Source organism: Candidatus Dechloromonas phosphoritropha, from assembly GCA_016722705.1.
GTDB lineage: Bacteria > Pseudomonadota > Gammaproteobacteria > Burkholderiales > Rhodocyclaceae > Azonexus > Azonexus phosphoritrophus.
Window position 1 is genome coordinate 709,688 of sequence record JADKGN010000004.1, and the last position, 25,142, is coordinate 734,829.

General features: G+C 61.6%; 20 protein-coding genes. 10 read left to right on the top strand and 10 right to left on the bottom strand.

Annotated features, from left to right (window positions below; translation table 11 throughout):
- Entirely contained in the window at positions 1-2,145 is a 2,145-nt protein-coding gene (locus IPP03_09035) for an FAD-dependent oxidoreductase (GenBank protein ID MBL0352790.1), read from the bottom strand.
- A gap of 181 nt (positions 2,146-2,326) precedes the next feature.
- On the opposite strand from IPP03_09035, the gene IPP03_09040 reads away from it, so the two are divergent.
- From IPP03_09040 to egtD, 4 genes are read left to right on the top strand one after another with little or no spacing between them, the layout of a single operon-like run.
- Positions 2,327-2,872, top strand: coding sequence for a hypothetical protein (locus tag IPP03_09040; protein ID MBL0352791.1), 546 nt, complete (start codon positions 2,327-2,329; stop codon positions 2,870-2,872).
- Entirely contained in the window at positions 2,869-4,209 is a 1,341-nt protein-coding gene (locus IPP03_09045) for an ATP-grasp domain-containing protein (protein ID MBL0352792.1), read from the top strand. The genes IPP03_09040 and IPP03_09045 overlap by 4 nt, the downstream gene beginning before the upstream one ends.
- Positions 4,209-4,808: a hypothetical protein gene (locus IPP03_09050; protein ID MBL0352793.1), complete on the top strand. Its 600-nt coding sequence runs from the start codon at positions 4,209-4,211 to the stop codon at positions 4,806-4,808. Before IPP03_09045 ends, IPP03_09050 begins: the two co-directional genes overlap by 1 nt.
- Positions 4,805-5,755 (top strand): L-histidine N(alpha)-methyltransferase, encoded by a 951-nt coding sequence (egtD, locus tag IPP03_09055; GenBank protein ID MBL0352794.1) that lies wholly within the window; start codon positions 4,805-4,807, stop codon positions 5,753-5,755. The genes IPP03_09050 and egtD overlap by 4 nt, the downstream gene beginning before the upstream one ends.
- 8 nt (positions 5,756-5,763) lie before the next feature.
- On the opposite strand, the gene IPP03_09060 is transcribed toward egtD, so the two are convergent.
- Positions 5,764-6,912, bottom strand: coding sequence for an SUMF1/EgtB/PvdO family nonheme iron enzyme (locus tag IPP03_09060; GenBank protein ID MBL0352795.1), 1,149 nt, complete (start codon positions 6,910-6,912; stop codon positions 5,764-5,766).
- 16 nt (positions 6,913-6,928) lie between these two features.
- On the opposite strand from IPP03_09060, the gene IPP03_09065 reads away from it, so the two are divergent.
- From IPP03_09065 to IPP03_09075, 3 genes are all read left to right on the top strand, one after another.
- Positions 6,929-7,918, top strand: a complete 990-nt coding sequence (locus IPP03_09065) for a TIGR04348 family glycosyltransferase (GenBank protein MBL0352796.1) — start codon at positions 6,929-6,931, stop codon at positions 7,916-7,918.
- Positions 7,919-7,921: 3 nt separating this feature from the next.
- On the top strand, positions 7,922-10,201 hold the full coding sequence (gene selD, locus IPP03_09070; GenBank protein MBL0352797.1) for a selenide, water dikinase SelD: 2,280 nt from the start codon (positions 7,922-7,924) through the stop codon (positions 10,199-10,201).
- A gap of 384 nt (positions 10,202-10,585) precedes the next feature.
- Positions 10,586-13,735 (top strand): SIR2 family protein, encoded by a 3,150-nt coding sequence (locus IPP03_09075; protein MBL0352798.1) that lies wholly within the window; start codon positions 10,586-10,588, stop codon positions 13,733-13,735.
- Between the two features lie 272 nt (positions 13,736-14,007).
- On the opposite strand, the gene msrA is transcribed toward IPP03_09075, so the two are convergent.
- The 5 genes from msrA to IPP03_09100 all read right to left on the bottom strand — a co-directional run bounded on the left by msrA (position 14,008) and on the right by IPP03_09100 (position 18,255).
- Positions 14,008-14,637: a peptide-methionine (S)-S-oxide reductase MsrA gene (gene msrA / locus IPP03_09080; protein ID MBL0352799.1), complete on the bottom strand. Its 630-nt coding sequence runs from the start codon at positions 14,635-14,637 to the stop codon at positions 14,008-14,010.
- Positions 14,634-15,134 (bottom strand): peptide-methionine (R)-S-oxide reductase MsrB, encoded by a 501-nt coding sequence (gene msrB, locus IPP03_09085; protein ID MBL0352800.1) that lies wholly within the window; start codon positions 15,132-15,134, stop codon positions 14,634-14,636. The genes msrA and msrB overlap by 4 nt, the downstream gene beginning before the upstream one ends.
- Positions 15,135-15,437: 303 nt before the next feature.
- Positions 15,438-16,445, bottom strand: coding sequence for an arsenosugar biosynthesis radical SAM protein ArsS (gene arsS, locus IPP03_09090; GenBank protein ID MBL0352801.1), 1,008 nt, complete (start codon positions 16,443-16,445; stop codon positions 15,438-15,440).
- A gap of 128 nt (positions 16,446-16,573) precedes the next feature.
- Positions 16,574-17,032 (bottom strand): single-stranded DNA-binding protein, encoded by a 459-nt coding sequence (gene ssb, locus IPP03_09095; GenBank protein ID MBL0352802.1) that lies wholly within the window; start codon positions 17,030-17,032, stop codon positions 16,574-16,576.
- Positions 17,033-17,034: 2 nt separating this feature from the next.
- A complete protein-coding gene (locus IPP03_09100) occupies positions 17,035-18,255 on the bottom strand; it encodes an MFS transporter (GenBank protein ID MBL0352803.1) in 1,221 nt (406 codons plus the stop codon).
- 377 nt (positions 18,256-18,632) lie between these two features.
- On the opposite strand from IPP03_09100, the gene IPP03_09105 reads away from it, so the two are divergent.
- From IPP03_09105 to prmC, 3 genes are read left to right on the top strand one after another with little or no spacing between them, the layout of a single operon-like run.
- Positions 18,633-19,883 (top strand): glutamyl-tRNA reductase, encoded by a 1,251-nt coding sequence (locus IPP03_09105; protein MBL0352804.1) that lies wholly within the window; start codon positions 18,633-18,635, stop codon positions 19,881-19,883.
- 33 nt (positions 19,884-19,916) lie between these two features.
- Positions 19,917-20,999, top strand: a complete 1,083-nt coding sequence (gene prfA / locus IPP03_09110; GenBank protein ID MBL0352805.1) for a peptide chain release factor 1 — start codon at positions 19,917-19,919, stop codon at positions 20,997-20,999.
- Positions 20,996-22,144, top strand: a complete 1,149-nt coding sequence (gene prmC / locus IPP03_09115) for a peptide chain release factor N(5)-glutamine methyltransferase (GenBank protein MBL0352806.1) — start codon at positions 20,996-20,998, stop codon at positions 22,142-22,144. The genes prfA and prmC overlap by 4 nt, the downstream gene beginning before the upstream one ends.
- 40 nt (positions 22,145-22,184) lie before the next feature.
- Here prmC and fabI read toward each other — a convergent pair whose 3' ends face one another.
- Genes fabI through IPP03_09130 form a run of 3 tightly spaced genes read right to left on the bottom strand, consistent with a single transcriptional unit; the run spans position 22,185 to position 25,109 of the window.
- Positions 22,185-22,967 (bottom strand): enoyl-ACP reductase FabI, encoded by a 783-nt coding sequence (gene fabI, locus IPP03_09120; protein ID MBL0352807.1) that lies wholly within the window; start codon positions 22,965-22,967, stop codon positions 22,185-22,187.
- A 16-nt stretch (positions 22,968-22,983) separates the two neighbouring features.
- Positions 22,984-24,168, bottom strand: coding sequence for an acetate/propionate family kinase (locus IPP03_09125; protein MBL0352808.1), 1,185 nt, complete (start codon positions 24,166-24,168; stop codon positions 22,984-22,986).
- A complete protein-coding gene (locus tag IPP03_09130) occupies positions 24,165-25,109 on the bottom strand; it encodes a phosphate acetyltransferase (GenBank protein ID MBL0352809.1) in 945 nt (314 codons plus the stop codon). Before IPP03_09130 ends, IPP03_09125 begins: the two co-directional genes overlap by 4 nt.
- Positions 25,110-25,142: the final 33 nt, after the last annotated feature.

Consider the following 25,142-nt stretch of genomic DNA (forward strand, 5'->3'; position numbering starts at 1 on the left):
TTAGCCTCGCCGCCAGGCGTGAAAACGTTCGACCCAGGCCAGCAGTTTTTCCGGCGCGTGCGCCCGCTTCCAGTTCCCAGCGACAAACTTGTTGGCCTCGGCCAGCGTCGGGTAAATGTGGATGGTGCCGAGGATCTTGTTGAGGCCGATACCCTGTTTCATCGCCAGCACGTATTCGGCGATCAGGTCGCCGGCATGCTCGCCAACCAGCGTCACGCCGAGGATTTTGTCCTTGCCCGGTACCGTCAGCACCTTGATGAAGCCATGCGCAACGCTGTCGGCAATGGCGCGGTCGAGGTCGTCAATGCCGTAGGTCGTCACTTCGTAGGCGATTCCTTTTTCTTTCGCTTCCAGTTCGTTGAGGCCGACCCGCGCCACTTCCGGCTCGATGAAGGTGGCCCACGGAATCACCGAGTAATCTGCCTTGAATTTCTTTAATGGGTCAAAAAGCGCGTTGACCGCGGCATACCAGGCCTGATGCGCGGCGGTGTGGGTGAACTGGAAGGGCCCGGCGACATCGCCGGCGGCGTAGATGTTGGGATATTTGGTTTGCAGGAATTCGTTGGTGTCGACCGTCTTGCCGGTTGGTACGCCCAACTCTTCCAGTCCGTAGCCTTTCAGGTTGGCCGCGCGGCCGACGGCGACCAGCACAGCATCGAAAGGAAGGCGCACATCCTTGCCATCATGTTCCGCAATCAGGATTTTTTCGCCGTTTTCGATCACGAATTCCTTGGCACGGTGATTGACCAGCACCGCCACACCCTCGGTGCGAAAGCGTTCGGCAACCAATTCAGAAACTTCCGGATCTTCGCGCGACAGCAGGCGCGGCCCCATCTCGACCTGGCTGACCTGCGAACCGAAGCGGGCAAAGGCCTGGGTCAGCTCGCAGCCGATCGGCCCGCCGCCAAGCACGACCAGCCTTTTCGGCAACTCGCGCAGCGCCCAAAGATTATCCGAAGTCAGGTAAGCGACCTGCTCGATGCCGGGAATCGGCGGCACAAAGGGGCGTGCCCCGGTGGCGATGACGATGCTGCGCGTCGTCAGGGATTGCCGGCTGCCGTCGTCACGGGTGATCTCGACTTCCCACGGCGAAACGATTTTCGCAGTGCCCGCCACGACATCAACGCCCAGCCCGCTGTAACGCTTGGCCGAGTCATGCGGTTCGATGGTCTTGATGACCGACTGCACCCGCTCCATAACCGTGGCGAAATCGAACTCGGCCCGCGCCGAGGCGATGCCAAACTCCTTCGACCTCGCCATCTGCGCCAGCAGTTTGGCCGAGCGGATCAGCGCCTTGGAGGGCACGCAACCGGTATTCAGGCAGTCACCACCGAGCTTGTGTTTTTCAACCAGCGTCACTTTCGCCTTGACCGCCGCACCGATATAGGCCGTGACCAGCCCGGCGCTACCACCGCCGATGACGACGATATTGCGCTCGAAACGCGCCGGCTTCTTCCAGCCGGCGAAGACCTTGTTGCTATGGATTGCCTCGACGATTTTGCGGGCAAGCAGCGGAAAGACGCCGAGCAGAACAAAGGAGCCGAGCAGCCCCGGCGACAGGATGCCGGAGAGCGATTCGAGCTTGCCCAGTTGTGTGCCGGCATTGACGTAGACGACGGTGCCGGCCAGCATGCCGAGTTGGCTGACCCAGTAAAAGGTACGCGCCTTCATCGCCGTCAGGCCGAACAGCAGGTTAATCAGGAAGAAGGGGAAGACCGGCACCAGGCGCAGCGTAAATAAATAAAACGCACCTTCACCCTTCACCCCGGCGTCAATGGTGGCGAGGCGTTGGCCAAAACGGCTTTCCACCCAGTCGCGTAACAAAAAGCGCGCCATCAGGAAAGCCAGCGTCGCCCCCAGTGTCGAGGCGAAGGAAACGATCACCAGGCCCCAGAGCAGCCCGAACACCGCACCACCGGCCAGCGTCAGCAAAGTTGCGCCGGGCAGCGAGAGCGCCGTGCTGATGACATAGACAACAAAGTAAATAGCCACGGTCAACAGCGGTTTTTCGGCATAAAACGCGGCAATCGCCGCCTGCTGCTCCTTGAGCGTCTGCAGGTTGAGATAGCGTCCGAGATCGAAGGCAAAGAAGGCAACGATAAGTCCGCCCGCCGCGAGGATCAATGCCAGTTTGCGCAATTGCATGAGGATCTTTTCGTTGAATGATTCAGTGAGAAGTAACTGCCCAGCGTATTCGTTGGTCGGCTGACTATCCGGATTTCTTACACGGCAGCGCGCTGTGCAGTGTAGCGCGTTCCGCACTTCTGGCCTGCGGATGGCATAATTGTCCGTTTAACATGATTCGGCAAACTCCTGAGTCCGACTGATGACATCCAGAGACGCATTGACCGGCAGGCCATCACTTTGGCGCCCTGTTTGCTCCGCGCTGCTGCTGGCAGCGGTCGCGGGGACCGCTTTCCTGCTTTGGCGCCTAGTGGCGGCGGCCTGTCCGGAGTGCCTGACGCTGCAGGGCTGGCGCGCCTGGCACGATCCTCTCCTTGACTTCGTGCGCAGCAATCCCCTTGTCGCAACGGTGATGCTGTTCGTGCTGCATGTTTTGCTGGCGATGCTGGCCATGCCCGGCGCGTCGCTGCTGATGCTGGTCGCCGGCGCCGGGCTGGGTCCACTTGCCGGAACGCTGCTTTGCCTGACGGCATGCACCGCCGGCACCAGCCTGTCGATGCTGGCGGTACGTCACTTTCTGCAGCCTGTGCTAAGGCGCAAAATGGGCGCTCGTCTGGCCGCCATCGAGACGGTGGGTGACATCTACTCGCCACGCGTGCTGCTGTCGCTTGCCGCGCTGGGCTTGCTGCCCTGGGCGCTCAAGCTGGGGCATCGTGCCTGGCAGAGCCGGGTCGGGGCAGTCGTATGAGTTCGCCGCGTACGCTCGTTCTCTTCAACTACGACTGGGACCAGCTGGGTTTTGACCGCTGGGCGCCCGAGTTTCCTGTCGATAGCGCCGGTTTCGACCTGTTCAGCTTCCCGAGTAATACGCGCCTGGTCAATTTTGATCTCGAACGTTTCGTCGAACGGCTGGCAAAGAAGGTCGGATCGACCGGCTGGCAGGCGGTGATTTCGAACCACGAACAGTTCGGCGCCCTGGCTGCGGCGCTGCTGGCCGAAAAAATGGGCTGGCCGGGGACGCCGGTGAACGCAGTACTCGCCTGCCAACACAAGTTTCATGCCCGGCAGTTGCTGGAAGAGGTGGCGCCGGAGGCTAACACGCCGTTTTCGCTGCTCGCCTCGCACTACGGCGAAGCGGTGCCGGAAGATATCGACTATCCGGTCTTCGTCAAGCCGGTCAAGGCCGCCTTCTCGGTGCTGGCGCGGGTGGTGCACAACCGTAACGAACTGATGGCGCTGACCCGGTTCGGTTTCTGGGAGCTGTGGGTGATCCGCCATCTGGTCGAGCCGTTTGAGCGCGTCGTACAGAAACGGTTGCCAGCCGCCGGCAGCACCCATCGCATGTTGCTGGAGGTGCCGGTCGATGCGCTGCAATACAACCTCGACGGCTATGTGTTTGACGGTGAGTTGCGCCCGCTGGGCATCGTTGAATCGGTGATGTATCCCGGCACCCAGGCCTTCATGCGCTTTGGCTACCCGTGCCGGATTCCCGTGGCCGGGCGGGCGCGGGCGTTCAATGTGGCGCGGCGTTTTCTGCAGGCGGCCGGCTTCACGCACGGCCTGTTCAATATGGAATTTTTCTACGATGCGGCGCGTGACCGGCTAACGGTCATCGAATTCAACCCACGCATGGCGGCGCAGTTTTCCGACCTCTACTTGCGCGTCGACGGCATCGACCTGCACCGGGTGGCGCTGGAACTGGCCTTTGGCCGCGACCCGGCCCTGCTGCCGCGCAGCGTGCCGACCGCCGGGGCAACGGCCAGCTTCGTCTATCGCAGTTTCGAATTGGCAACCCAGACGCCGATGCCTTCGCGCAGGCGGCAGGCGGCGCTGGCCAAGGATTTTCCCGACGCCATGCTGTTCAGCTTCCCAAAGGATCACGGCCAGATTGCCCGTGACTTCAAGTGGCTGGGCAGCTATCGTTACGGGATACTGCATCTGGGCGGGCGCGATGCGGCCGACCTTGAGGCGCGCTGCGAAGCTGCCAGCAAGTTGCTCGGCTGGCCGACACCCTACGCCGGACGTCTGCCAAAAACTGCCGATGCCCCGGCTGCCAACCCCATATTTTCCCTGGAGACGCCCTGATGAAAATTCGTTCACTGCACGCCTGGTTCCTGATGCTGATTACCGCGTTCGCGCTGGCCGGTTGTGGCGCCATCTCGGCGCAGAACCCATCAGGCAAATACACTCCGGTCAATGCCGTGGCTGAAGGCGATACTGAGCGCCTGATGCTGAAGGGCGCCGATGTGGTGGCGTATTTCGTCGATGGGCAATACCTGCAAGGCGACCCGAAATTCAGCAGTCAGTATGAAACGATCACCTTCCGCTTCGCCAGCGCCGAGCACAAGGCGCTGTTCGACAAGGCGCCGACCGACTACCTGCCGCAGTTCGGCGGCTATTGCGCCAACGGCATTGACTACGCCATTCCGTGGGGCGGCGACGCCAATACCTGGAAGATGATTGATGGCAAGCTGTATATCTTCGGTGGCCAGGGTTCCAAGGATGCGTTTGAGCTCGATGAGCAAAACAACCTGGCCCTTGCCCAAAAGTACTGGCAGGACGAAATCGCGGGCAGCAACAGTTTTCTGCAGCGCGCCTGGCGCCTGGTGGTTCGCGTACCGCATTACAAGAGCGGCGACGAACTGGCCAAAGCGGTTGCCGCAGCTAAGGCGTCCGGCCAGTGAACGCGCCGCGCCTGCTGCAGATTGCGCATGATGATCCGGCGGCAACGCGGGCCGAGATTTTTGCCGGTTTTTCGGCGTCGACCGCAACAGTCGCACCCAAGTATTTCTACGATGCGCTGGGCTCGCGGCTGTTTTCCGCGATCACCGACTTGCCGGAGTACTACCCGACGCGCACCGAAGCAGCCATTTTTTCCCGCTATGTGACCGAGATGGCGAGGGTGCTGGCGCCGGTGGCTTCGCTGGTCGATCTTGGCGCTGGCAATTGCGAAAAGGCGGCGCGCCTGTTCGACCCGTTGCAGGTGCAGCGTTATGCGGCGATCGATATTTCGGCCGACTATCTGCGCGTTTCGCTGGAGCGCCTGCAACGCGAGCATCCGACGATGAGTCTGCTCGGCGTCGGCCTCGATTTCTCGCAATCCCTGAGCCTGCCGGCGGAAATCGGTGCCGGGCCGCATACGCTGTTCTACCCCGGCTCCAGCATCGGCAATTTCACGCCCGCCGAGGCGCTGGCTTTCCTCTGCCAGGCCCATGCCACCAGTGCCGGCGGCGCGCTGCTGATCGGTGTCGATCTGGTCAAGCCGATTGCCGTACTGGAAAAGGCTTACGACGATCCCCTGGGCATCACCGCAGCCTTCAATCGCAACCTGCTGCGCCACCTCAATACGCTGGTCGGCAGCGATTTTGCGATTGAGGACTGGCGCCATATCGCCTTCTTCAACACCACGGATTCACGGATCGAAATGCACCTTGAAGCCGTGCGCGAAGCGTTAGTGCGCTGGCCGGGCGGCGAGCGCCGCTTTGCCGCCGGTGAGCGCATCCATACTGAAAACTCGTACAAATGGCAGGCCGACGATTTCGCCGCGTTACTTGAAGCAGCCGGTTTTTCGCGCCTGCGACGGTGGACCGACGAGCGCGGCTGGTTCGCCGTGTTCCTCGCCCGGGCCTGAAAGTGCGATTACAACGCGCAACTGCGAAATCCGGCGTGGATGTCGTTGCGTTCCGGAGTGAAGTAGTTGCGGTAGCGCGCGTGAGCCATGCGCGGCGAAGTGGCGGGGCCGGCGCCGCGCAGTACATAGCGTTCGCCGAACCACGGCGCGGAATAATCGCGGTAGGGGTGAGCGACGAAACCGGCAAATGGCAGAAAGCGGCTGGCCGTCCATTCCCAGGCCTGGCCCCAGTGAAACCCGGGTTGCGTCAATGCTGCAGCTTCCCATTCCGCTTCGGTCGGCAGCCGGCGGCCCGCCCAGCGACACCAGGCCTCGGCCTCGAACCAGCTGAGATGTGTGACCGGGGCAGCGAGATCAAGCGCCTGCCATTCGCCGAAAAATTTTGTTTGCCACACGCCGTTTTCACGGCACAGATAGCGCGGCAGGGCATGGCCGGTGGCGTCGAGAAAGGGCAGGTAGCGCGCCCAACTGACGACTTCGCTGTCGATGGTGAAGGGCGCCAGCGCGACCGGATGGGCGGGCAATTCGTTGTCGAAGGCAAAACCGGGTTCGTCATAACCAAGTCGCCAGTTCTGCGCCGGCAGATGCAGTTCGGTATTTTCGGGCAGCGCAGCACGGGCTGGCCGCAGCGTTTCGGGCAAGGGGATGTCGAGCGCTTGTGCCATGTAGGTGGCAGCCTCGCCGTGCATGTCTTCGTGGAACAGCACCAGCCGGTAGAAGTAAAGCGCGTCGTCGCTTTCCGGCGCATCGGCCAGCAGGGCCAGAGTGTCGGCAAGCACCGCAGCGAGATAGGCACGCGTCGCGGCCAGGTTGGGCAGCGGCAAGGTCCAGCGCGTGGAGTGGGCAACCAGGCTGGAGTTGTACCAGTCATCGGCCTCGGCCAGCCGGCCGACCGGGCGTTGGTGGTCGGGGTCGGCAGCGCACCCGAGCGCACGCTGCCGGTTGCGGGCGATCCAGTAATCCTGAAACCATGCGATATGGCCGGCTTCCCAGCACGGCGGGTTGAGTTGCGGCGAGTAGGCAATGTGCAGCGCGTCGCCGAGATGGGCGGCGTAGGCTTCGAGCAGATCAAGCGTGCGCTGGCGGCTGGCGCGCAGGGCCTCGGCAAGGACGGCGCGGCCGCCGCTGCGGGCGGCGCTGGATGGGCTGTTCGTCATGGGCTGGCTGGTCAAAATGGCTAAGCGGGAAAGTATGCCTCAAGTCGTCATCGTCAGCCCCGCCTTGCGCGAGGCCAACAACGGCAACTGGCAGACAGCGTGGCGCTGGCAACGCTACCTGTCACCGGTGTTTCGCACGCGCATAGTCAGGGAATGGCCGGATGACGAAGCGGCCGACGATCAGGTCATGCTGGCGCTACATGCGCGGCGTTCGGCCGCTGCCATCGCCGCCTGGCACGCGCGCCATGGCACACACAGGCTGGCCGTGGTGCTGACTGGCACTGATCTTTATCGCGATATCCGGACCGATGCCGCCGCGCAGGCGTCGCTGCGGCGGGCGCAATTGCTGGTTGTTTTGCAGGCCGAAGGACCGGCCGAATTGCCGCCTGATCTGCATGAAAAAATTCGCGTGATTTTCCAGTCGACCGCAACAAGGCAGGTTTTGCCCAAATCGCCGGTCCGGCTGCGCGTTATCGCGGTCGGCCATCTGCGGGAGGAGAAATCACCGGAAACCCTGTTCGCTGCAGCGCGTCTGCTGGCCCGCGAGCCGGCCATCCATATCGACCACATCGGCGCTGGGCTCGATCCAGCGCTGGCCGAAGCGGCGCGGGCAACGATGCGGTTCGCGCCGAATTACCGCTGGCTGGGCGGGCTGCCGCACGAGGCGACCCGCCGACGCATCCAGCGCGCCCATCTGCTGGTCCATCCGAGCCGGATGGAGGGCGGCGCGCATGTCGTCATGGAGGCAATTGCCAGCGGCACCCCTGTGCTCGCCTCGGATATCGCCGGCAACATCGGCATGCTGGGGGCGAATTACGCCGGCTATTTTCCCTGTGGCGATGCGCTGGCACTGGCCGCGTTAATCCGCCGCTGCCAGAACCGTGCTGGCGAAGATGCCTTGCTGGACGCCTTGACTGCCCAATGTGCTCTACGCGCACCGCTGTTCGAGCCAGCCGCCGAACGCGCCGCGCTGCACCGGCTGGTCAACGAATTGCTGGAAAACTGACGCATGCAAACTGACGCCGCACCCATTTTGAGAGACATCGTGCTGATCGGCGGCGGGCACAGCCACGTCGGTGTGCTCCACATGTTCGCCATGAACCCGCTGCCCGGCGCCCGCCTGACGGTGATCTGCACCGATACCGACACACCGTATTCGGGCATGCTGCCAGGCTATATCGCCGGCCATTACAGCTTCGATGACGTGCATATCGACCTGCGCCGGCTGTCCGAGTTTGCCGGCGCGCGCTATTACCGCGATGAGGTGGTTGGCATTGACCGCACCGCACGCAAGGTACTCTGCCGCAACCGGCCGTCGGTGCCTTACGATACCCTGTCGATCAATATCGGCTCGACGCCGCAGCTCGCCCGGGTGGCCGGGGCGGCTGAATACGCCGTGCCGGTCAAGCCGATCCGCCGCTTCAACGAACGCTGGCTGGCATTGCGGGAACGGGTCATCCAGCACCCGGGGGCGACGACGATTGCCGTGGTCGGTGCCGGCGCCGGCGGGGTCGAGCTGACGCTGGCCATGCAATACCGGCTGCGCAATGAACTGCAGGCGCTCGGGCGCGATCCGGACGAACTGCATTTCCACCTTTTTTCCGCCGATCCGCAAATTCTCACCACGCACAACGCCCGGGTACGGCAAGCCTTCGAGCAGGTGCTGGCCGAACGCGGCGTTGTCGTGCACCGCTCGGCAGAAGTGACGCAGGTTGCCGAGCGGCAGTTGCAAACTCGAAACGGCGAAATGCTGGAGGCCGATGAAATCGTCTGGGTCACGCAGGCCGGCGGCGCCGCCTGGTTGCGCGATACCGGGCTGGCGCTCGACGACAAGGGCTTCATCCGCGTGCTCAATACCCTGCAGACGGAAACTGACCCGCTGATCTTCGCGGCTGGCGATTGCGCGGCGATGATCGATCATCCGCTGGAAAAGGCTGGCGTCTTCGCCGTGCGCATGGGCAAGCCGCTGACCGAAAACCTGCGGCGCATGCTGCTACGTCAGTCGCTGATCCACTATCGCCCGCAGCAACGCTGGCTGGCCCTGATCAGCACCGGCGACCAACACGCCATCGCGTCGCGCGGCGGTTTTTATGCGCAGGGCGATCTGATCTGGCGCTGGAAGGACTGGATCGACCGCCGTTTCATGCGCAAATTTACCGAATTGGCAGCGCGCCCGATGAAAACCGCGCTGGCCTCGGACCAGGCCATCCCGCTCGACGAGCGCGAGCAAACCCAGGCTATCTCAGCCATCGCCATGCGTTGTGGCGGTTGCGGCGCGAAGGTTGGCGCAACTGTGCTTTCCCGAGCGCTGGCCAAGGTGCATCCGGTCGAGCGTGACGATGTGCTGATCGGCCTGCATGCGCCGGACGACGCTGCCATCGTGCGCATTCCGCCAGGTAAAGCGAGCGTGCAGACGGTCGATTTCTTCCGCGCTTTCATCGACGACCCGTGGATTTTCGGCCGTATTGCCGCCAATCATGCGCTCGGCGATGTGTTTGCGATGGGCGGCGAGGCGCAGACGGCAACGGCGATTGCCACCGTGCCACCGGGGCTGGAAGACAAGGTCGAGGACACCGTATTCCAGATGATGAGCGGCGCCGTTTCGGTGCTCAACGAAGCCGGCTGCGCGCTGGTTGGCGGCCACACCGGCGAAGGTCGCGAGCTGGCGCTTGGCTTTGCGATCAACGGCCTGATCGACGAGGCACTCAGCGGCGTGCTCGCGAAAGGCGGTATGCGGCCGGGGAATGTGCTGATCCTGACCAAGCCGATCGGTACTGGTACCTTGTTCGCCGCCCATGCCCGCCTGCAGGCGGCGGGACGCTGGATCGACGCGGCGTTGGAATCGATGCAGGTTTCCAACCGCGCCGCCGTGCACTGCCTGATCGCGTATGGCGCGACGGCCTGTACCGATCTGACCGGCTTCGGCCTGCTCGGCCATCTGGTCGAAATGACCCGCGCTTCCGGTGTCGATGCCGAACTGGAACTGGCCGCGCTGCCGCTGCTCGATGGTGCGGTCGACACGATAAAAGCCGGTATTTTCAGTTCCTTGCAGCCGGCCAATGTGCGCCTGCGCCGGGCGCTGCGTAATCCGGAAGGCTTCGTCGACAATCCGCGCCATTCGTTGCTGTTCGACCCGCAGACCGCCGGCGGCCTGCTGGCCAGCGTGCCTGCCGAATCCGTCGAGGCTTGCCTTACGGCGTTGCGTGCGCTTGGCTACGACAAAGCGGCCCGCATCGGCCGCATTCTGGCGCATGGCGAGGCGCTTGAGCCGATCACGCTGATCGGCTAATTTGTACGACCTTCTGTTCCGGCTCGAAATTGGTTGTCAGTTGGGAACCGATTGGCGGAGATCGACCCGGAGCTGCCGTTCACGTCGTCAGGAACTGAGAGGCAGGTATCGAAGTACAGCAGATCCTCCAAAGTGCCTTCTCACTGGCATGCCCTCGGTCAAAGCAGACAACCATTCATACCTACTATCCATTCGCGAACGTCTGGTGGTAGGAAACTGTCATCCTACTGGCACCTATTCCATCTGAAGTGACCTTGCAGATTCTCCACGCCAGTCCATGCAGAATGGGCGCGAACTGGCGACGCGGCGTATTATGGAAATGCACTGGCATTGGGTACCCAAAGACGAAGGATTACACCCTTCGACATACATCGGAGATAGGAGATGGCTGAAATTGCGGAGGTGCTAAGTCCATGGTTACTGGACAAACTACAGAATGGTGACTGCATACTGTTTCTTGGTGCCGGAGCGGCCATGGGAAGCTTGGGCCCAAACGGAGAAAAGCCACTATCTGGTGAAAAACTGCGAGACTTGCTGTGTGATAAGTTCTTGGGCGGGAAGTACAAAGACAAGTCATTGCCGCGCGTGGCCGAATTTGCCAAGTATGAAAGCAGCATACCAGACGTTCAGAATTGCATTAGAGCCGCATTTCATCCACTTCAGCCGGCGAGCTTCCATAAGGCAATCCCACTGTTTCGTTGGTTTGCCATCGTTACGACGAACTACGACCTAATTGTGGAGCGCGCTTATGAGTCGGTAGTTAAACGCCAACAGCAATTGCGCCCAATAATTCGAGACGGCGATAACTTTTCTGGCGTGTTGAAAGACCAGAATTCGTTACCCTATCTCAAGCTTCATGGCTGTATCAATACGATAAATGATGAGGCATTGCCGCTCATTCTAGGCAGTGAGGAGTACGCGAAGCATCAAAGGAATCGCAAGCGCTTGTTTAGTCATTTCGCAGATTGGGCTCGCGAGAGGCCGGTGATATTTGCCGGATACGACATTTCAGATCCCAATATTCAGCAAATACTATTTGATCTTACAGATATGGGGATGCAGCGGCCCACCTATGCCGTCATTGATCCAGCCTTAGACGAAATTGCATGTCGGTATTGGGGGGCTCATAGATTTGTTCCAGTATCGATCACTCTCGAAGAGTTCTTGCGTCAAGTCAATAACGCGATACCGGAAAGCAATCGAATGCTTGCTTCTCTGCGAGATGAGAGTGCGCTAAGCATTAGTTCCTGGTTCCAGACCAATTTGCCGCCCTCAAGCAATTTGAGAAGGTACCTAAATGAAGAATTGGAACATGTGCGTCCAGGCATGGTTTCGAAGGGCGTCATCCCCAAAGTTTTCTATTCCGGAGTAAATGTAGATTGGTCGGTATTTCAGCAAGAGCTGGATGTTAAGCGCGCCGTTACTGACGACCTAATATTGGAATGCGTTCTTGCCGACAATAGGAAGAAGGCTCCAAGTATCTATCTTGTCAAAGGTCATGCGGGAGCTGGAATCAGCGTCGCATTGCGAAGATTTGCTTGGGATGCAGCGAAGGACTTCGGAGCCCGCGTTTTATTTCTGAAGGAAGGTGGTGTATTGCGCAGTTCGCTTGTTGCAGAAATAGGTGAATTGGCGCAAGAACGCATAGTTCTCGTTATTGATGACGCCTTGAAACACCTGACTGACATTGCTAGGCTGTACAGCGAAGCCTCTGCCAAGCACATAGAGCTACAGATTGTTATTGCGGCTCGAACAAATGAATGGAACTCGGTGCCAGCAGACACTAAAATTCCGCCGATTTTCGAAGAATACGAGCTCAAGGACCTGTCGGAACGAGATATTGGCTCGCTTCTTGATAAGTTGGGTCAGCATGATGCACTCGGCGAGCTATCTAAGATGTCACGCCCAGAACAGTTTGCGCACTTCAAGCTTCATTCAGAACGACAGCTTATGGTTGCATTGCATGAAGCAACGAGTGGAAAGCCGTTTGAGGAAATTGCCTTCAGCGAGTATGCCCATGTGGTGCCGATCGAGGCACAAATTCTCTACTTAGACATCTGCACACTTCATCGACTGGGGGTCTCAGTTCGCGCAGGTCTGGTTTCGCGAGTATCGGGCGTCACATTTGAGACTTTCTCTAACGAGTTCTTTCGCCCGCTCGAGCACGTGGTTAGAACATACTTTGATTCTGCGTCGCGGGACTATGTCTATCGCTCACGCCATGCGCTAATAGCGGAGTTCGTCTTTAGGCAAGCCTTACCGGATCCTATTGAGCGGGCAGCGCAGATCATAAGAATAATTCGACACATGGATACGGATTACGAGTCTGATTCAATTGCCTTCGGCCAACTTATCCGAGGGCGGGTTTTGTCGGATCTCTTTGCAGACAAGATGCTCGTCAGACAAATCTTTGATGCTGCTCTGGATAGTGGCGCCGCAGCGGATTACATAAATCATCAGAATGCAGTTTTTGAATTGCATCACCCTCGGGGCTCGATGCGGGCAGCCATGCAAGCAATACTGGAAGCGGAAAAGCATTCAAGTGGGCGTGACCGCTCGATTCAACATACCAAGTCAATGATTCTTCGACGATTGGCTCATGAGAGCGATCATCAACTTGAACGAGACAAGTACCGGACTGAAGCGAAGCTAATCCTTCGAAAACTGATGGATACTGCGCGCATGTCGCATCCGTACGATACGTTTGGCCGGCTGCTACTTGATGAGCTTAAGGAGCGAGTGTTGCCAACTGCTGAAGTCAATGCCTCGGACAATGATGATCTGACTAACCGAAGCCTCGCTGACATAATTCGACAAATCGAGGAATGTCTTTCGAAAGGACTTCAGCTATTTCCAGGTGGTGAGCATCTGTTCGCGCTCGAAGCGGACTTGGCGCACGTTCTCGAAGACGAACCTAGAGCTGTGGCGTCATTAGAAGCAGCCGTACGAGCAAGTCCCGGTCGTCCATTTGTCGCGGTAAGGCTCGCAGCTACCTACCGAAGAAAGAATCGAACGGAAGATGCGTTAAGGGTCCTACAGGCTTGCTTGCAGTTGTCTCCTTCGAGCAAAGAGTGTCATTTGGAAATTGCTCACGTTCTTATGGACCAGAGCGAGTTTGCACATCGAGCGGAGATTCAGCACCACCTTAAGCGCAGCTTTACAGAGGGCGATGCAAATTTTGATGCGCAGTTCTGGTACGCACGACATCAACTTCTGTACGGAGAGATCGAACAGGGCCTAACGCAATTCACGAAGCTGGCCGACCGGAGAACTGCGCCCGTGTACAGGAATAGGATTAGGGGCACAGTGGTGTCAGAAGATGGCGCTGTAGTTACGTTTTCGGGATACGTCAAAGCTATTGGACATGCCTATTGCTTTGCATCGACTGCCGAATTGCGTTTCGATGTCCATATTAGGGAAAGTGCATTCAGTGAGAATGCCTGGGAGCACCTGCAGGTTGGATCAAGAATCAAGTTCGAGGTCGGCTTCTCGCTCCGAGGACCGGTCGGAGCAAATGCAACGGTAACGGTGTGAGAGTATTCGGCGTCGTCTGTGCGGAATATCACAGCGACGATTCTAAGTTGGCATCCTAAATGGGCAGACGTTCCCAAACTCGTGGGAGACCGACCACTAGGGCAGAGTTGCTCGCGTGGACTGTCAGGCCGGTTTTAGAGTGAACCGGCCGATTGAATGACGGCTATGCCGTTTTGATGACTGGCAGTTCCTGGCCGATCTGTGCCTGATGACAAACGAAACTGTTCCCCGCCTGTTGATAACTTTTCATCAGCACACAAGACTCGTTTTGGCTACCTTCGCTCGCCCCAGACCTGGGCCACCCGCGCATCGCGGCCGCAGGCGGCGCGGTAGTAGCCGTAACGCAGCGGATTTTTCTTGTAATACTCCTGGTGGTATTCCTCGGCGCGCCAGAAGGTCGAAGCCGGCGCCAGTTCGGTGTAGATGTTCTTGAACTGACCGCTTTTCAGCAATGCGTCGCGGCTGGCTTCGGCGACTTCGCGCTCGGTTTCGTTTTGCCAGTAGATGCCGCTGCGGTATTGGTCGCCGATGTCGCAGAACTGGCGATCCTTGACGGTCGGGTCGATGTGATGCCAGAAGTAGTCGACCAGTTGCGGGTAGCTGACTTTCTGCGGGTCATAGATCACCCGCACAGCTTCGGTATGGCCGGTGCTTCCGTAGCTGACCGACTCGTAGGTCGGGTATTCCGTTTGTCCGGCGGTATAGCCCGATTCGACTTCAAGGACGCCAGGTACTTTTTCGAAATCCTGTTCCATGCACCAGAAACAGCCGCCAGCAAAGATCGCCGTGGCGGCGCCGGCCGGCGGAGTGACGGGCATGGCTGTCTTGGCCGGCTGCGTGCACGCGGCAAGCGCGGCCAGGAGAACTGTTGCGGTCAACCCGGAAAAAGTGTGTTTTTTCATGTGCGCAGCGCCGGCAGCGGGCTCCCTTCCGGCACGAACGCGAGGGCGACGCCGTTGTTGCAGTAGCGTTTGCCGGTCGGCTGGGGGCCGTCGTTGAAGATGTGTCCCTGATGGCCGCCGCAGTGCGCACAGTGATACTCGGTGCGCGGGTAGATCAGCTTGAAATCGGTCGAAGTGCCGACGGCGCCGGCCAGTGGCTGCCAGAAGCTGGGCCAGCCGGTGCCGCTTTCGAATTTGTGGGCGCTATCGAAAAGAGGATTGTTACAGGCGGCACAGATGAAGGTGCCGGCGCGTTTTTCGGCGTTCAGCGGGCTGCTGCCGGACGGCTCGGTGCCATTCTCGAAGAGCACGCGATAGGCTTCCGGCGATAGCAGCTTGCGCCACTCATCGCGGGATTTGGTCAGCGGGAAGGTTTGGGCCGCGCCGGCCATGCCGAAAGGCAGCGCGCTGGCGACCAGCAGGCCGGAAATACGGAAAATCCAGTTGCGACGGTTCATTTTTTTCTCCTTGGCAATGCGTGGCGCGCTTTGCGGCGAGTCCGGTAGCGGGTGGTTCCTGGTGATTAGTCGGACCAGCCACGGCATTCCTTACAGGAAATGCGCGCTTCGTCATCAGGCAACTTCCAGGCTGATCGGTTCCCTATGCTTCCCGGCCTTGATCAGCCCCCACGCAATCAGCGCCCTACGCTCGTACTCGACGCCGACGCGGTATGTCGCGACTGTCCGCCGGCCGCGGAGGCAAGGATGGCGATCACGCGGGAGCAGGATCTCACTGTTGCTGCCACCCCTGGAAATGCCGGATCACGGCATTGCCACTGGCTTTGGCTGGCCAGCGGCCTGTTCCGGCACGAGGGCGCCCCCGCAACTGCTGCCCTGACCCGCCGTGCAGCCGTAGCAGTGATCGGCGACCCTGATCCGGCGACCGGACAGGTCCGCGTCAAGGAGGTCCGAGAGGTAGACCGGCCTTGCCGCCTTGCTTCCACCAAGTTGCAGTCCAAGCATCTGATTGAAATCGCAATCGAACACCTGGCCTTGCCAACTGACGGAAAGCAGTGTCCTGCACATCACGCCATCGAGATTTTCGGGTTTCGCGGCGCTCCTCAGCAACTGCATGTAGTCGCCAAATTCGTTGCGTGACAACAGCTGGCTGCCAAAGCGCTGGATCGGCATGTTGGTGAGGACATACAAGCGATTGAAGACGATGCCATGACGGCTGGCCAGTTGTTCCTTGTAGGCCTGTTCCAGCTGCGTCTGGTCGGGGGGCAGGCTGGAGCCGCTCGGGTTATAGACCAGATTCAGGATACGGCCGCTTTCCGGCAGGCCGTAGCCCAGGGAATTCAGGCGGCGCAGACCTTCGAGACTGTCCTGGAAAACCCCCTCGCCGCGCTGTTTATCGACGTTTTCCTCAAGATAGCAGGGCAGCGAAGCCGTGATCTCGACCGCGCTGTCGGCCAGAAAGGCCGCCAGCGTCTCGTAGCCAGGCTCGCCCAGAATTGTCAGGTTGCAGCGATCGATGACGCGCAGGCCCAGCGCCCGCGCTTTAGTCACCAGGCGCCGGAAGTTCGGATTCATCTCCGGCGCGCCACCGGTGAGGTCGAGGGTCCGGATGTCGTGCCTGCCGGCAAACGCCAGCAACATCTCCATGGTCTCCCAGCTCATTTCCTCGGTGCGCTTCGGGCCGGCCGCGACATGGCAATGGAGGCAGGACTGGTTGCAGCGGTAGCCAAGGTTGGCCTGGAGCGTTTCCGGCTTTCTGCGCGCGATAGCGGGGAAGTCTGTCCTGAGCAGCAGCGGGAAGGTATCAAGCATCTTCGTTCTCTTGGAAAGCCATGTTCCTTAGTCGCGCCAGTCCGGGATTTGTTACACCCCGCAAGAAAAAATCCCCGGCAGTCAGAAGCTTGCCGGGGACTTGACTGCAAGGAATTTCAAGGCGGATCTCAGAATGGAATGTCGTCGCCCAGGTCATCGAATGCCGGCTTCGGCTTGTTCTTGGCGGGCGATGGCGCGAAATCGGCCGGCTCGCTGTCGTAACCGCCTGATGACGCTGGCGCGCCCATCCCCTGACGAGAGCCGAGCATTCTCATTTCGTCACCGCGAATCTCCGTGGTGTAACGTTCCTGGCCTTCCTTGTCGGTCCACTTGCGGGTGCGGATGCTCCCCTCGACATAGACTTGCGAGCCCTTCTTCAGATACTGGCCGGCGATTTCCGCCAGTTTGCCGAAGAAGGAAATCCGATGCCATTCGGTCGCCTCCTTCTTCTCGCCGGTGGCCTTGTCCTTCCATGTCTCGCTGGTGGCAACGGTGATGTTGCACAGCGCCTCGCCACTTGCGGTGTAGCGGACTTCGGGATCCCTGCCGAGATTGCCGATGATGATCGCCTTATTAACCGATGCCATGCCTATGCCTCCGAGATAGATTGATTCACGACCGTCGCCTCGCGCCGTCGCGGAAAATTCATTGAGCCAGCCACCGCCAGCCAGAGCAGCGCCACTCCGGCACAGGCAGCGAAAACAGCATTATCGCCGAAATTCTGCGCGATATATCCGCCCGCCGCACCGCCGACGAAAAGCCCCAGCGCCTGGGTCGTGTTGTAAACACCGAGCGCCGCACCCTTGGCGGCCGCCGGCGCGGTGCGCGAGACCAGCGACGGCAGCGAGGCTTCGAGCACATTGAAGGCAACAAAGAAAAGCATCAGCCACAAGGCCAGCATCCACAAGCCCTCGCCGAAAAATAGCAGGCCCATCTGGACAAAGACCAGCAGCGCGATGGCGCCACGGAAAACCGGCGCCATCTTGTCCCTGCGTTCGGCGACGATAATCGCCGGCACCATGATGACGAACGACGCCAGCACGGCTGGCAGATAGACTTTCCAGTGCTCTTGTGGCGCCAGACCGCCATGATCGACCAGCGCGCGCGGCAAGACGACGAACATCGCCATTTGCGCCATGTGCAGCACGAAGATGCCGACGTTGAGACGGAAAAGGTCGGCGTCGAGGAGCACCCGGCGCAGAGGCAGCTTTTCGTGACCATGGCGTGGCGGCGCCGGGGGCACGGCCTTGAGCAGGAGGACAATCGCCAGCAGGGCGAGAACGCCGGTCAGAACGAACAGCCCACCCATCCCGATCCAGCCGTAAAGTATCGGCGCGCCAACCAGCGACAGCGCGAATACGAACCCGATCGCCGAACCGATCATCGCCATCACCTTGGTTCGGTGCTCCTCGCGGGTCAGATCGGCGGCCAGCGCGGTGACCGCCGCCGAGATCGCCCCCGCCCCCTGCAGCACCCGGCCGACGATGATCCAGTGCATGTCCGGCGCCCGGGCGGCGACGAAGCTGCCGAAGGCGAAGATCAGGAGACCAATGACAATGACCCGCTTGCGCCCCCAGAGATCGGAGGCAATCCCGTAGGGAATCTGGAAAATTGTCTGGGTCAGGCCATAGGCACCGAGCGCGAAACCGACCAGCGCCAGGTTGTCGCCGCCGGGAAGTGTTTTCGCGTAGACCGAGAAAACCGGCAGGATGAGAAACAGTCCCAGCATGCGCAGGCCGAAGATGGCGGCCAGCGATACGCCGGCACGGCGTTCTTGCGGACTCATCCGGTCAACAGCGGGAATGGACATCGGGACAAAGCCTTTGGTGCAATGCAGCGAAAGGCGAAATTCTAGCAGGTTTGTCGCCCTTCCCCGCGCGGCCCCGAACTCCTGACGTACTGCCGGAGGGATCGGGCTGGGGCGGGATAGCGCGACCGGTGCCTGCCCCAATGCCTTGTTTGCGGTCGACCCCGAAAAACCACCCGATTTCGTCCATGCCGTTGCCCGTCTGGCCAGCGAGGCCGATCTGGTGCGGCTGAGCGACGGTTGCTGCCAACACCTTTCACCGGCCCGGTTTGTAGCGCGTCCCGAAGAGCCACGGCGCTGCGGCGCTTCCTGGCCGCAAAGGGCCGGACCGGGCCGGATGCTATAATCGGCCTCCATTTCGTGCGGCCAGCCCAACCCCGGTGATCTACACCCTCGGCATCAACCATCACTCCGCGCCACTCGCCATTCGCGAGCGCGTGGCGTTCCATGCCGAGAATCTACATCAGGCGCTGGCCGACCTGACGCACAGCAGCAGGGTCAGGGAGGCAGCAATCCTGTCGACCTGCAACCGTACCGAGATCTACTGCGCCGCCGAGACACCCGACATGATCGTCGACTGGCTGACGCGCTACCATCAGGTCGAACGCGGCGAAATCGCGCCCTACCTCTTCCTGCACGATCAGCCGGAAGCGATTCGCCATGCCTTCCGCGTCGCCAGCGGCCTCGACTCGATGGTCATCGGCGAGCCGCAGATCCTCGGCCAGATGAAGGAAGCGGTGCGCGTCGCCGAGGAGAGCGGCACGCTCGGAACACAACTGCACAAGCTGTTCCAGCGCTCGTTCTCGGTGGCCAAGGAAGTGCGCAGCACGACGGCGATCGGCGCCAACGTCGTCTCGATGGCCGCCGCCGGCGTCCATCTCGCCGAGCGCATTTTCGAATCTATCGCGGCGCAGCACATCCTGTTCATCGGTGCCGGCGCGATGATCGAACTGTGCGCATCCCACTTCTGCGCCAGGCAGCCGAAACTGGTGACCATTGCCAACCGCACCGTCGAGCGCGGCCGGGTGCTCGCCGAGCGCTACAACGGCACCGCCATCCGCCTCGACGAACTGGCCGAGCACATGGCGCAGCACGACATCGTCGTTTCCTGCACCGCCAGCCCGCTGCCGATCATCGGCCTCGGCATGATCGAACGGGCGGTCAAGGCGCGCCGCCACCGGCCGATGTTGATGGTCGACCTCGCCGTGCCGCGCGACATCGAGGAAGAAGTCGGCGAACTGGACGACGTCTTCCTCTATACCGTCGACGATCTCGCCAACGTCGTCGAGAGCGGACTTGAGTCGCGGCAGGCGGCCGTGGTCGAGGCGGAGACAATCGTCACCAACCGCGTCCGTGACTTTCTCGGCTGGCTGGAAGCGCGCGACACGGTGCCGGTCATTCGCTCGCTGCGCGATTCCGCCGAGCGCATGCGCCGCCACGAGATCGCCCATGCGCTGAAGCTGCTGACCCGTGGCGAAGCGCCGGAAAAGGTCATCGAGCAACTGTCGCAGCGGCTCACCAACAAGTTCCTGCATGCCCCGACGCAGACCCTCAATTTCGCCGATGGCGCCGATCGCGCCGACCTGCAGACTCTGACCGAGCGTCTCTTTCACCTCCATTCCGGTGAGTAGCGCTCACCCCGGGCGCCAGCGCAGATAGCCATCATGAAACCCTCGATCCGCCAGAAACTTGACCTGCTGGTCGACCGCCTCGACGAGATCGACCGCATGCTGTCGGCCCCGGACGCCGCCAGCGACATGGACCATTTCCGCCGGCTCGCCCGCGAGCGCGCGGAACTGGAGCCGCTCATCATCCACTTCAACGCCTTCCGCCAGGCCGAAAACGACATCGCCGAAGCCGAGGCGATGCGTGCCGACCCCGAAATGCGCGAATTCGCCGACGAGGAAATCGCCGCCGCCACGGCGCGCCTGCCGGCGCTGGAACTCGGACTGCAGACGCTGCTGCTGCCGCGCGACCCCGACGACGACAAGAGCGTCATCTTCGAAATCCGCGCCGGCACCGGCGGCGACGAATCGGCGCTGTTCTCCGGCGACCTCTTCCGCATGTATTCCCGCTATGCCGAGCGCCAGCGCTGGCAGGTCGAGGTCATCTCGGCCAGCGAATCGGATCTCGGCGGCTATCGCGAAATCATCTGCCGTATCGCCGGCACCGGCGCCTATTCGCGCCTGAAATTCGAGTCCGGCGCCCATCGCGTGCAGCGCGTCCCGGAAACCGAAACCCAGGGCCGCATCCATACCTCGGCGTGCACCGTGGCGGTCATGCCGGAAGCCGACGAGGTCGACGAGGTCGCCCTCAACCCGGCCGATTTACGCATCGACACCTTCCGTGCCTCGGGAGCCGGCGGTCAGCACATCAACAAGACCGATTCGGCCGTGCGCATCACGCACCTCCCGACCGGCATCGTCGCCGAATGTCAGGACGGCCGTTCGCAGCACGCCAACCGTGCTTCCGCGCTGCGCGTGCTGACCGCGCGCATCAGGGACATCCAGGTACGCGCCCAGCAGAGCCACATCGCCAGCACGCGCAAGCGACTGATTGGCTCGGGCGACCGTTCCGAGCGTATCCGTACCTACAACTTCCCACAGGGACGGATCACCGACCACCGCATCAACCTGACGCTGTACAAGATCGCGACGATCATTGAAGGCGACATGGACGAACTCCTCGACGCGCTCGCCGCCGAGCATCAGGCCGACCTGCTGGCGGAACTCGGCGAGCAGCAATGACGCTCTTGGAGGCGTTGACCGCAGCACGGCGGAAAATCGACCGGCTCGATGCGCGACTGCTGCTGCAACATGCCACCGGCTGTTCGCACACCGACCTGCTGGTACGGCCGGAAACTCCGGTCGCCACGGCGGCAGGCGAACTGTTCATGGCCTGGGTCGCGCGCCGGACAAGCGGCGAGCCGCTGGCCTATCTGATCGGCGAGGCCGAATTCCGTGGTCGTGTCTTCGAGGTTTCGCCGGATGTGCTGATTCCGCGGCCGGAAACCGAGGTCCTGATCGACCTTGCACTCGAAAGACTGCACGGCTGGACGGCACCGCGGATACTCGATCTCGGCACCGGTTCGGGCATCGTTGCCATCTCGCTGGCGCTGGAATGCCCGACGGCGGCCGTTGTCGCGGTCGACCTCGCGCCCGGGGCAATATCCGTGGCACGCAACAATGCCGGGCGGCTCGGGGCGCGTGTCGATTTTCGCGAGGGAGACTGGTTTGCGCCGGTGGCCGGAGAATCCTTCGACCTCATCGTCGCCAACCCGCCTTATGTGGCCGCCGGCGACCCGCATCTGGCGCACGACGGCCTGCCTTTCGAGCCACAACTGGCGCTGACCGGCGGCGCCGACGGGCTGGGATGTATCCGCCGTATCGTCGCCGGCGCACCCGGACATCTGAAACCGGGCGGTTGGCTGCTCTTCGAGCACGGCCACGAGCAGGGCGCGGCAAGCCGGAACTTATTGACCGCTACCGCGTTCCAATTCGCCGCAACTTTTCCCGACCTGGCCGGCAGTGACCGGGTCACCATCACTTTTTTTCAATCTGGAGCAAGCATGTCCGACGTTCAGCAACGCATCCACTCAACCGTGACCAACAACCCGGTCGTACTTTACATGAAAGGCGACGCACGTTTTCCGCAGTGCGGCTTTTCGGCAACTTCCGTGCAGATCCTCAAGGCCTGCGGGGTCAGCGACCTCGTCACGGTCAACGTGCTGGCCGATGAGGAAATCCGCAACGGTATCAAGGAGTACGCCAACTGGCCGACGATTCCGCAGCTCTACATCAACGGCGAGTTCGTCGGCGGCTGCGATATCATGAAAGAGATGTACCAGACGGGCGAACTGCAGAAGATGCTGGAAGACCTCGCCCAAGTCTGATCCAGCGACTGCATCCCAGCCCCGAACCTGCCTGGCTGCCTCAAGCCATGATATTCAAGCCGCCATCGACGTGCACCGTGCTGCCGGTCAGGCGGCGGGCGTAGGGGGTGGCCAGGAAGGCGCAGGTGAAACCGACGTCCATGATGTCGACCAGTTCCCCGAGCGGTGCCCGCTGCGCCGCCTCGTTGAGCAGCAGGTTGAAGTCCTTGAGCCCGGAGGCGGCCCGGGTCTTGAGCGGCCCCGGCGAGATGGCATGCACCCGGATGTCCTGCGGTCCCAGCTCGTAGGCCAGGTAGCGGCAGGCGGATTCCAGCGCCGCCTTCACCGGCCCCATCACGTTATAGTTCGGTGCCACTTCATTGGCGCCGTGGTAGCTCATCGCGAACATCGCTCCGCCCTGATCCATCAGCGGTGCGGCCAGCTTGGCCATGCGGATGAAGGAGTGGCACGAAATATCCATCGCCTTGGCGAAACCTTCCGCCGAACAGTTGATCAGGCCACCCTGCAGATCCGCCTTCGGGGCGAAGGCGATCGAATGAACCAGGATGTCGAGGCGGCCCCACTTCCGGGTGATTTCCTCGAACAGCACTTCGAGCTGGCCGGGCTGACTGACATCGAGGGGCATGAAGATCGGAGCCTCGAGGGCCGTCGCTAACGGTTCGACATACTGTTTCGACTTTTCGTTGAGGTATGTGATCGCCAGGTCAGCCTGCAGTTCGTGAAACGCCTTGGCACAACCATAGGCAATGGAATTCTGGTTGGCGATGCCGACAACCAGGGCCTTCTTGCCCTTGAGCGGGGGACTGGGGATATCAAAAGCCATGATGTTGTGCTCCTTGTCAGGCTGGGTTGAGGAGGCGCCGGGTATGGCGGGCGATCATCAGTTCTTCGTTGGTCGGAATCACCCAGGCTGCAACCCGGCTGCCCGCCATGCTCAGGCGCGGACCACCCGCCGCGTTGGCGGCAAGATCGAGTTCAACCCCGAGCCAGGCGGCGGCGCGGCAGACCCGTTCCCGGATCGCGGCGGCGTGCTCGCCGATGCCGGCGGTGAACACCAGGGCGTCGAGTCCGCCGAGCGCGGCGGCTAGCGAACCGAGTTCCCGACCGATGCGGTAGACGAACAATTCCACCGCGAATTTGGCCCGTGGTTCGTCGGAAGTGAGCAGGGTGCGCATGTCGCTGGAGACGCCGGAAACCCCGAGCAGCCCCGACTGCTGGTAAAGCAGCTTTTCGATGGCGCGAGCATCCATCTTCAGTTCGTCCATCAGATAGAGAACCACGCCGGGGTCGAGATTGCCGCTGCGGGTGCCCATCGGCAGCCCGTCGACGGCGGTAAAGCCCATGGTGCTGGCGACGCTCCGGCCAGCGTGGATCGCGCACATGCTGGCGCCATTGCCCAGGTGCAGCACGACGCTGCGTCCCGCCGCCGCGCGCGGGTCGACCTCGGGCAGGACCGAGGCGATGTATTCATAGGAAAGGCCGTGGAATCCGTAGCGGAGCACGCCACGGTCGGTGATCGCGGGCGGCAGTGCGAAGGCCTGGGCGACCTCCGGCTGATTACGATGGAAGGCGGTGTCGAAACAGGCCACCTGCGGCAATTGCGGCTGGTTGTCCAGCAGCAAGCGGATAGGCTTGAGGTTATGCGGCTGGTGCAAGGGCGCCAGCGGGATGAATTGCTCCAGGTGTTCGACGATCTCGGCAGTCAGTCGCACCGGCGCGGCGTAGGCAGAGCCGCCATGCACCACCCGATGGCCGACGGCGGCCAGCCGGTGTTCGCCCAGTTGCTCACGGAGGAAGCCGGCCAGATGGGCGATGGCGCCATCGTGACCAAGCGGCTCACCGTCCGCCCACTGCCGTTCACCGACGACGGCGCCCGCCGCGTCCCTGGCCTTGAACCGGGGTGCGCTGTAGAGCCCCTCGATCTGCCCGCCAAGCAACAGATCAAGCGCCTCACCCCGTTCCAGAAACAGCGAGAACTTGATGCTGGACGAGCCCGCGTTGACTACCAGAATCGCGTCGCTCATGCCTTCACGGCCTTGCTGGCGCTCTCCCGCCGTGCCTGGGCGACCAAGGCTGCCACCGCGCAGGAGGCGAGCCGGGTCATTACCGAATCGGCGCGGCTGGTGAGGATGATCGGCACCCGCGCGCCAAGCACGATGCCGGCGGCGTCCGCGCCGGCCATGAAGCTGAGGCTCTTGGCCAGCATGTTGCCCGCCTCGAGGTCCGGCACCACCAGGATGTCGGCGAACCCGGCAACCGGCGAGTCAATCTGCTTGATCCGGGCCGCCGCGAGGTCGATGGCGTTATCCAGCGCCAGCGGGCCGTCGAGGATGCCGCCGGTGATCTGCTTGCGGTCGGCCATCTTGCACAGGGCGGCGGCCTCCACCGTGGACGGTATCTTGGGGGTCACCGTCTCCATCGCCGACAGGATCGCCACCTTCGGCTGGGTCATGCCCAAGGCGTGGGCGAGGTCGATGGCGTTCTGGACGATGTGCATCTTGTCTTCCAGCGTCGGGAAGATATTGATCGCCGCGTCGGTGACGATGATCGGCCGGTCCTGACTCGGCACGTCCATGATGAAGGCGTGGCTGATGCGGCGCTCGGTACGCAAACCGGTCCCGCTGCGCACCACCGCACCCATCAGTTCGTCGGTGTGCAGGCTACCCTTCATCAGCATCTCGGCCTTGCCTTCGCGCGCCAGTTGCACTGCCAGGTCGGCGGAGGCGTGACTGTGCGGGGTATCGACGATTTCATATCTGGAGATGTCGAGGCCGAACTGTCCCGCGACTGCTTCGATCCTGGCCCGTGGCCCGACCAGGATCGGCTGCAGGATGCCGAGTTCGGCCGCCTCGACCGCGCCCCTGAGCGAACTCTCGTCGCAAGGGTGGGCGACGGCAGTCGGGACTGGCTTCAGGGTTTGACAGCGGGCGATAAGCTGTTCATATTTCTCGTGTTTGCGTTCCATCGCTTGCTCCTCGTATCGTTGCCTATGCGTCAG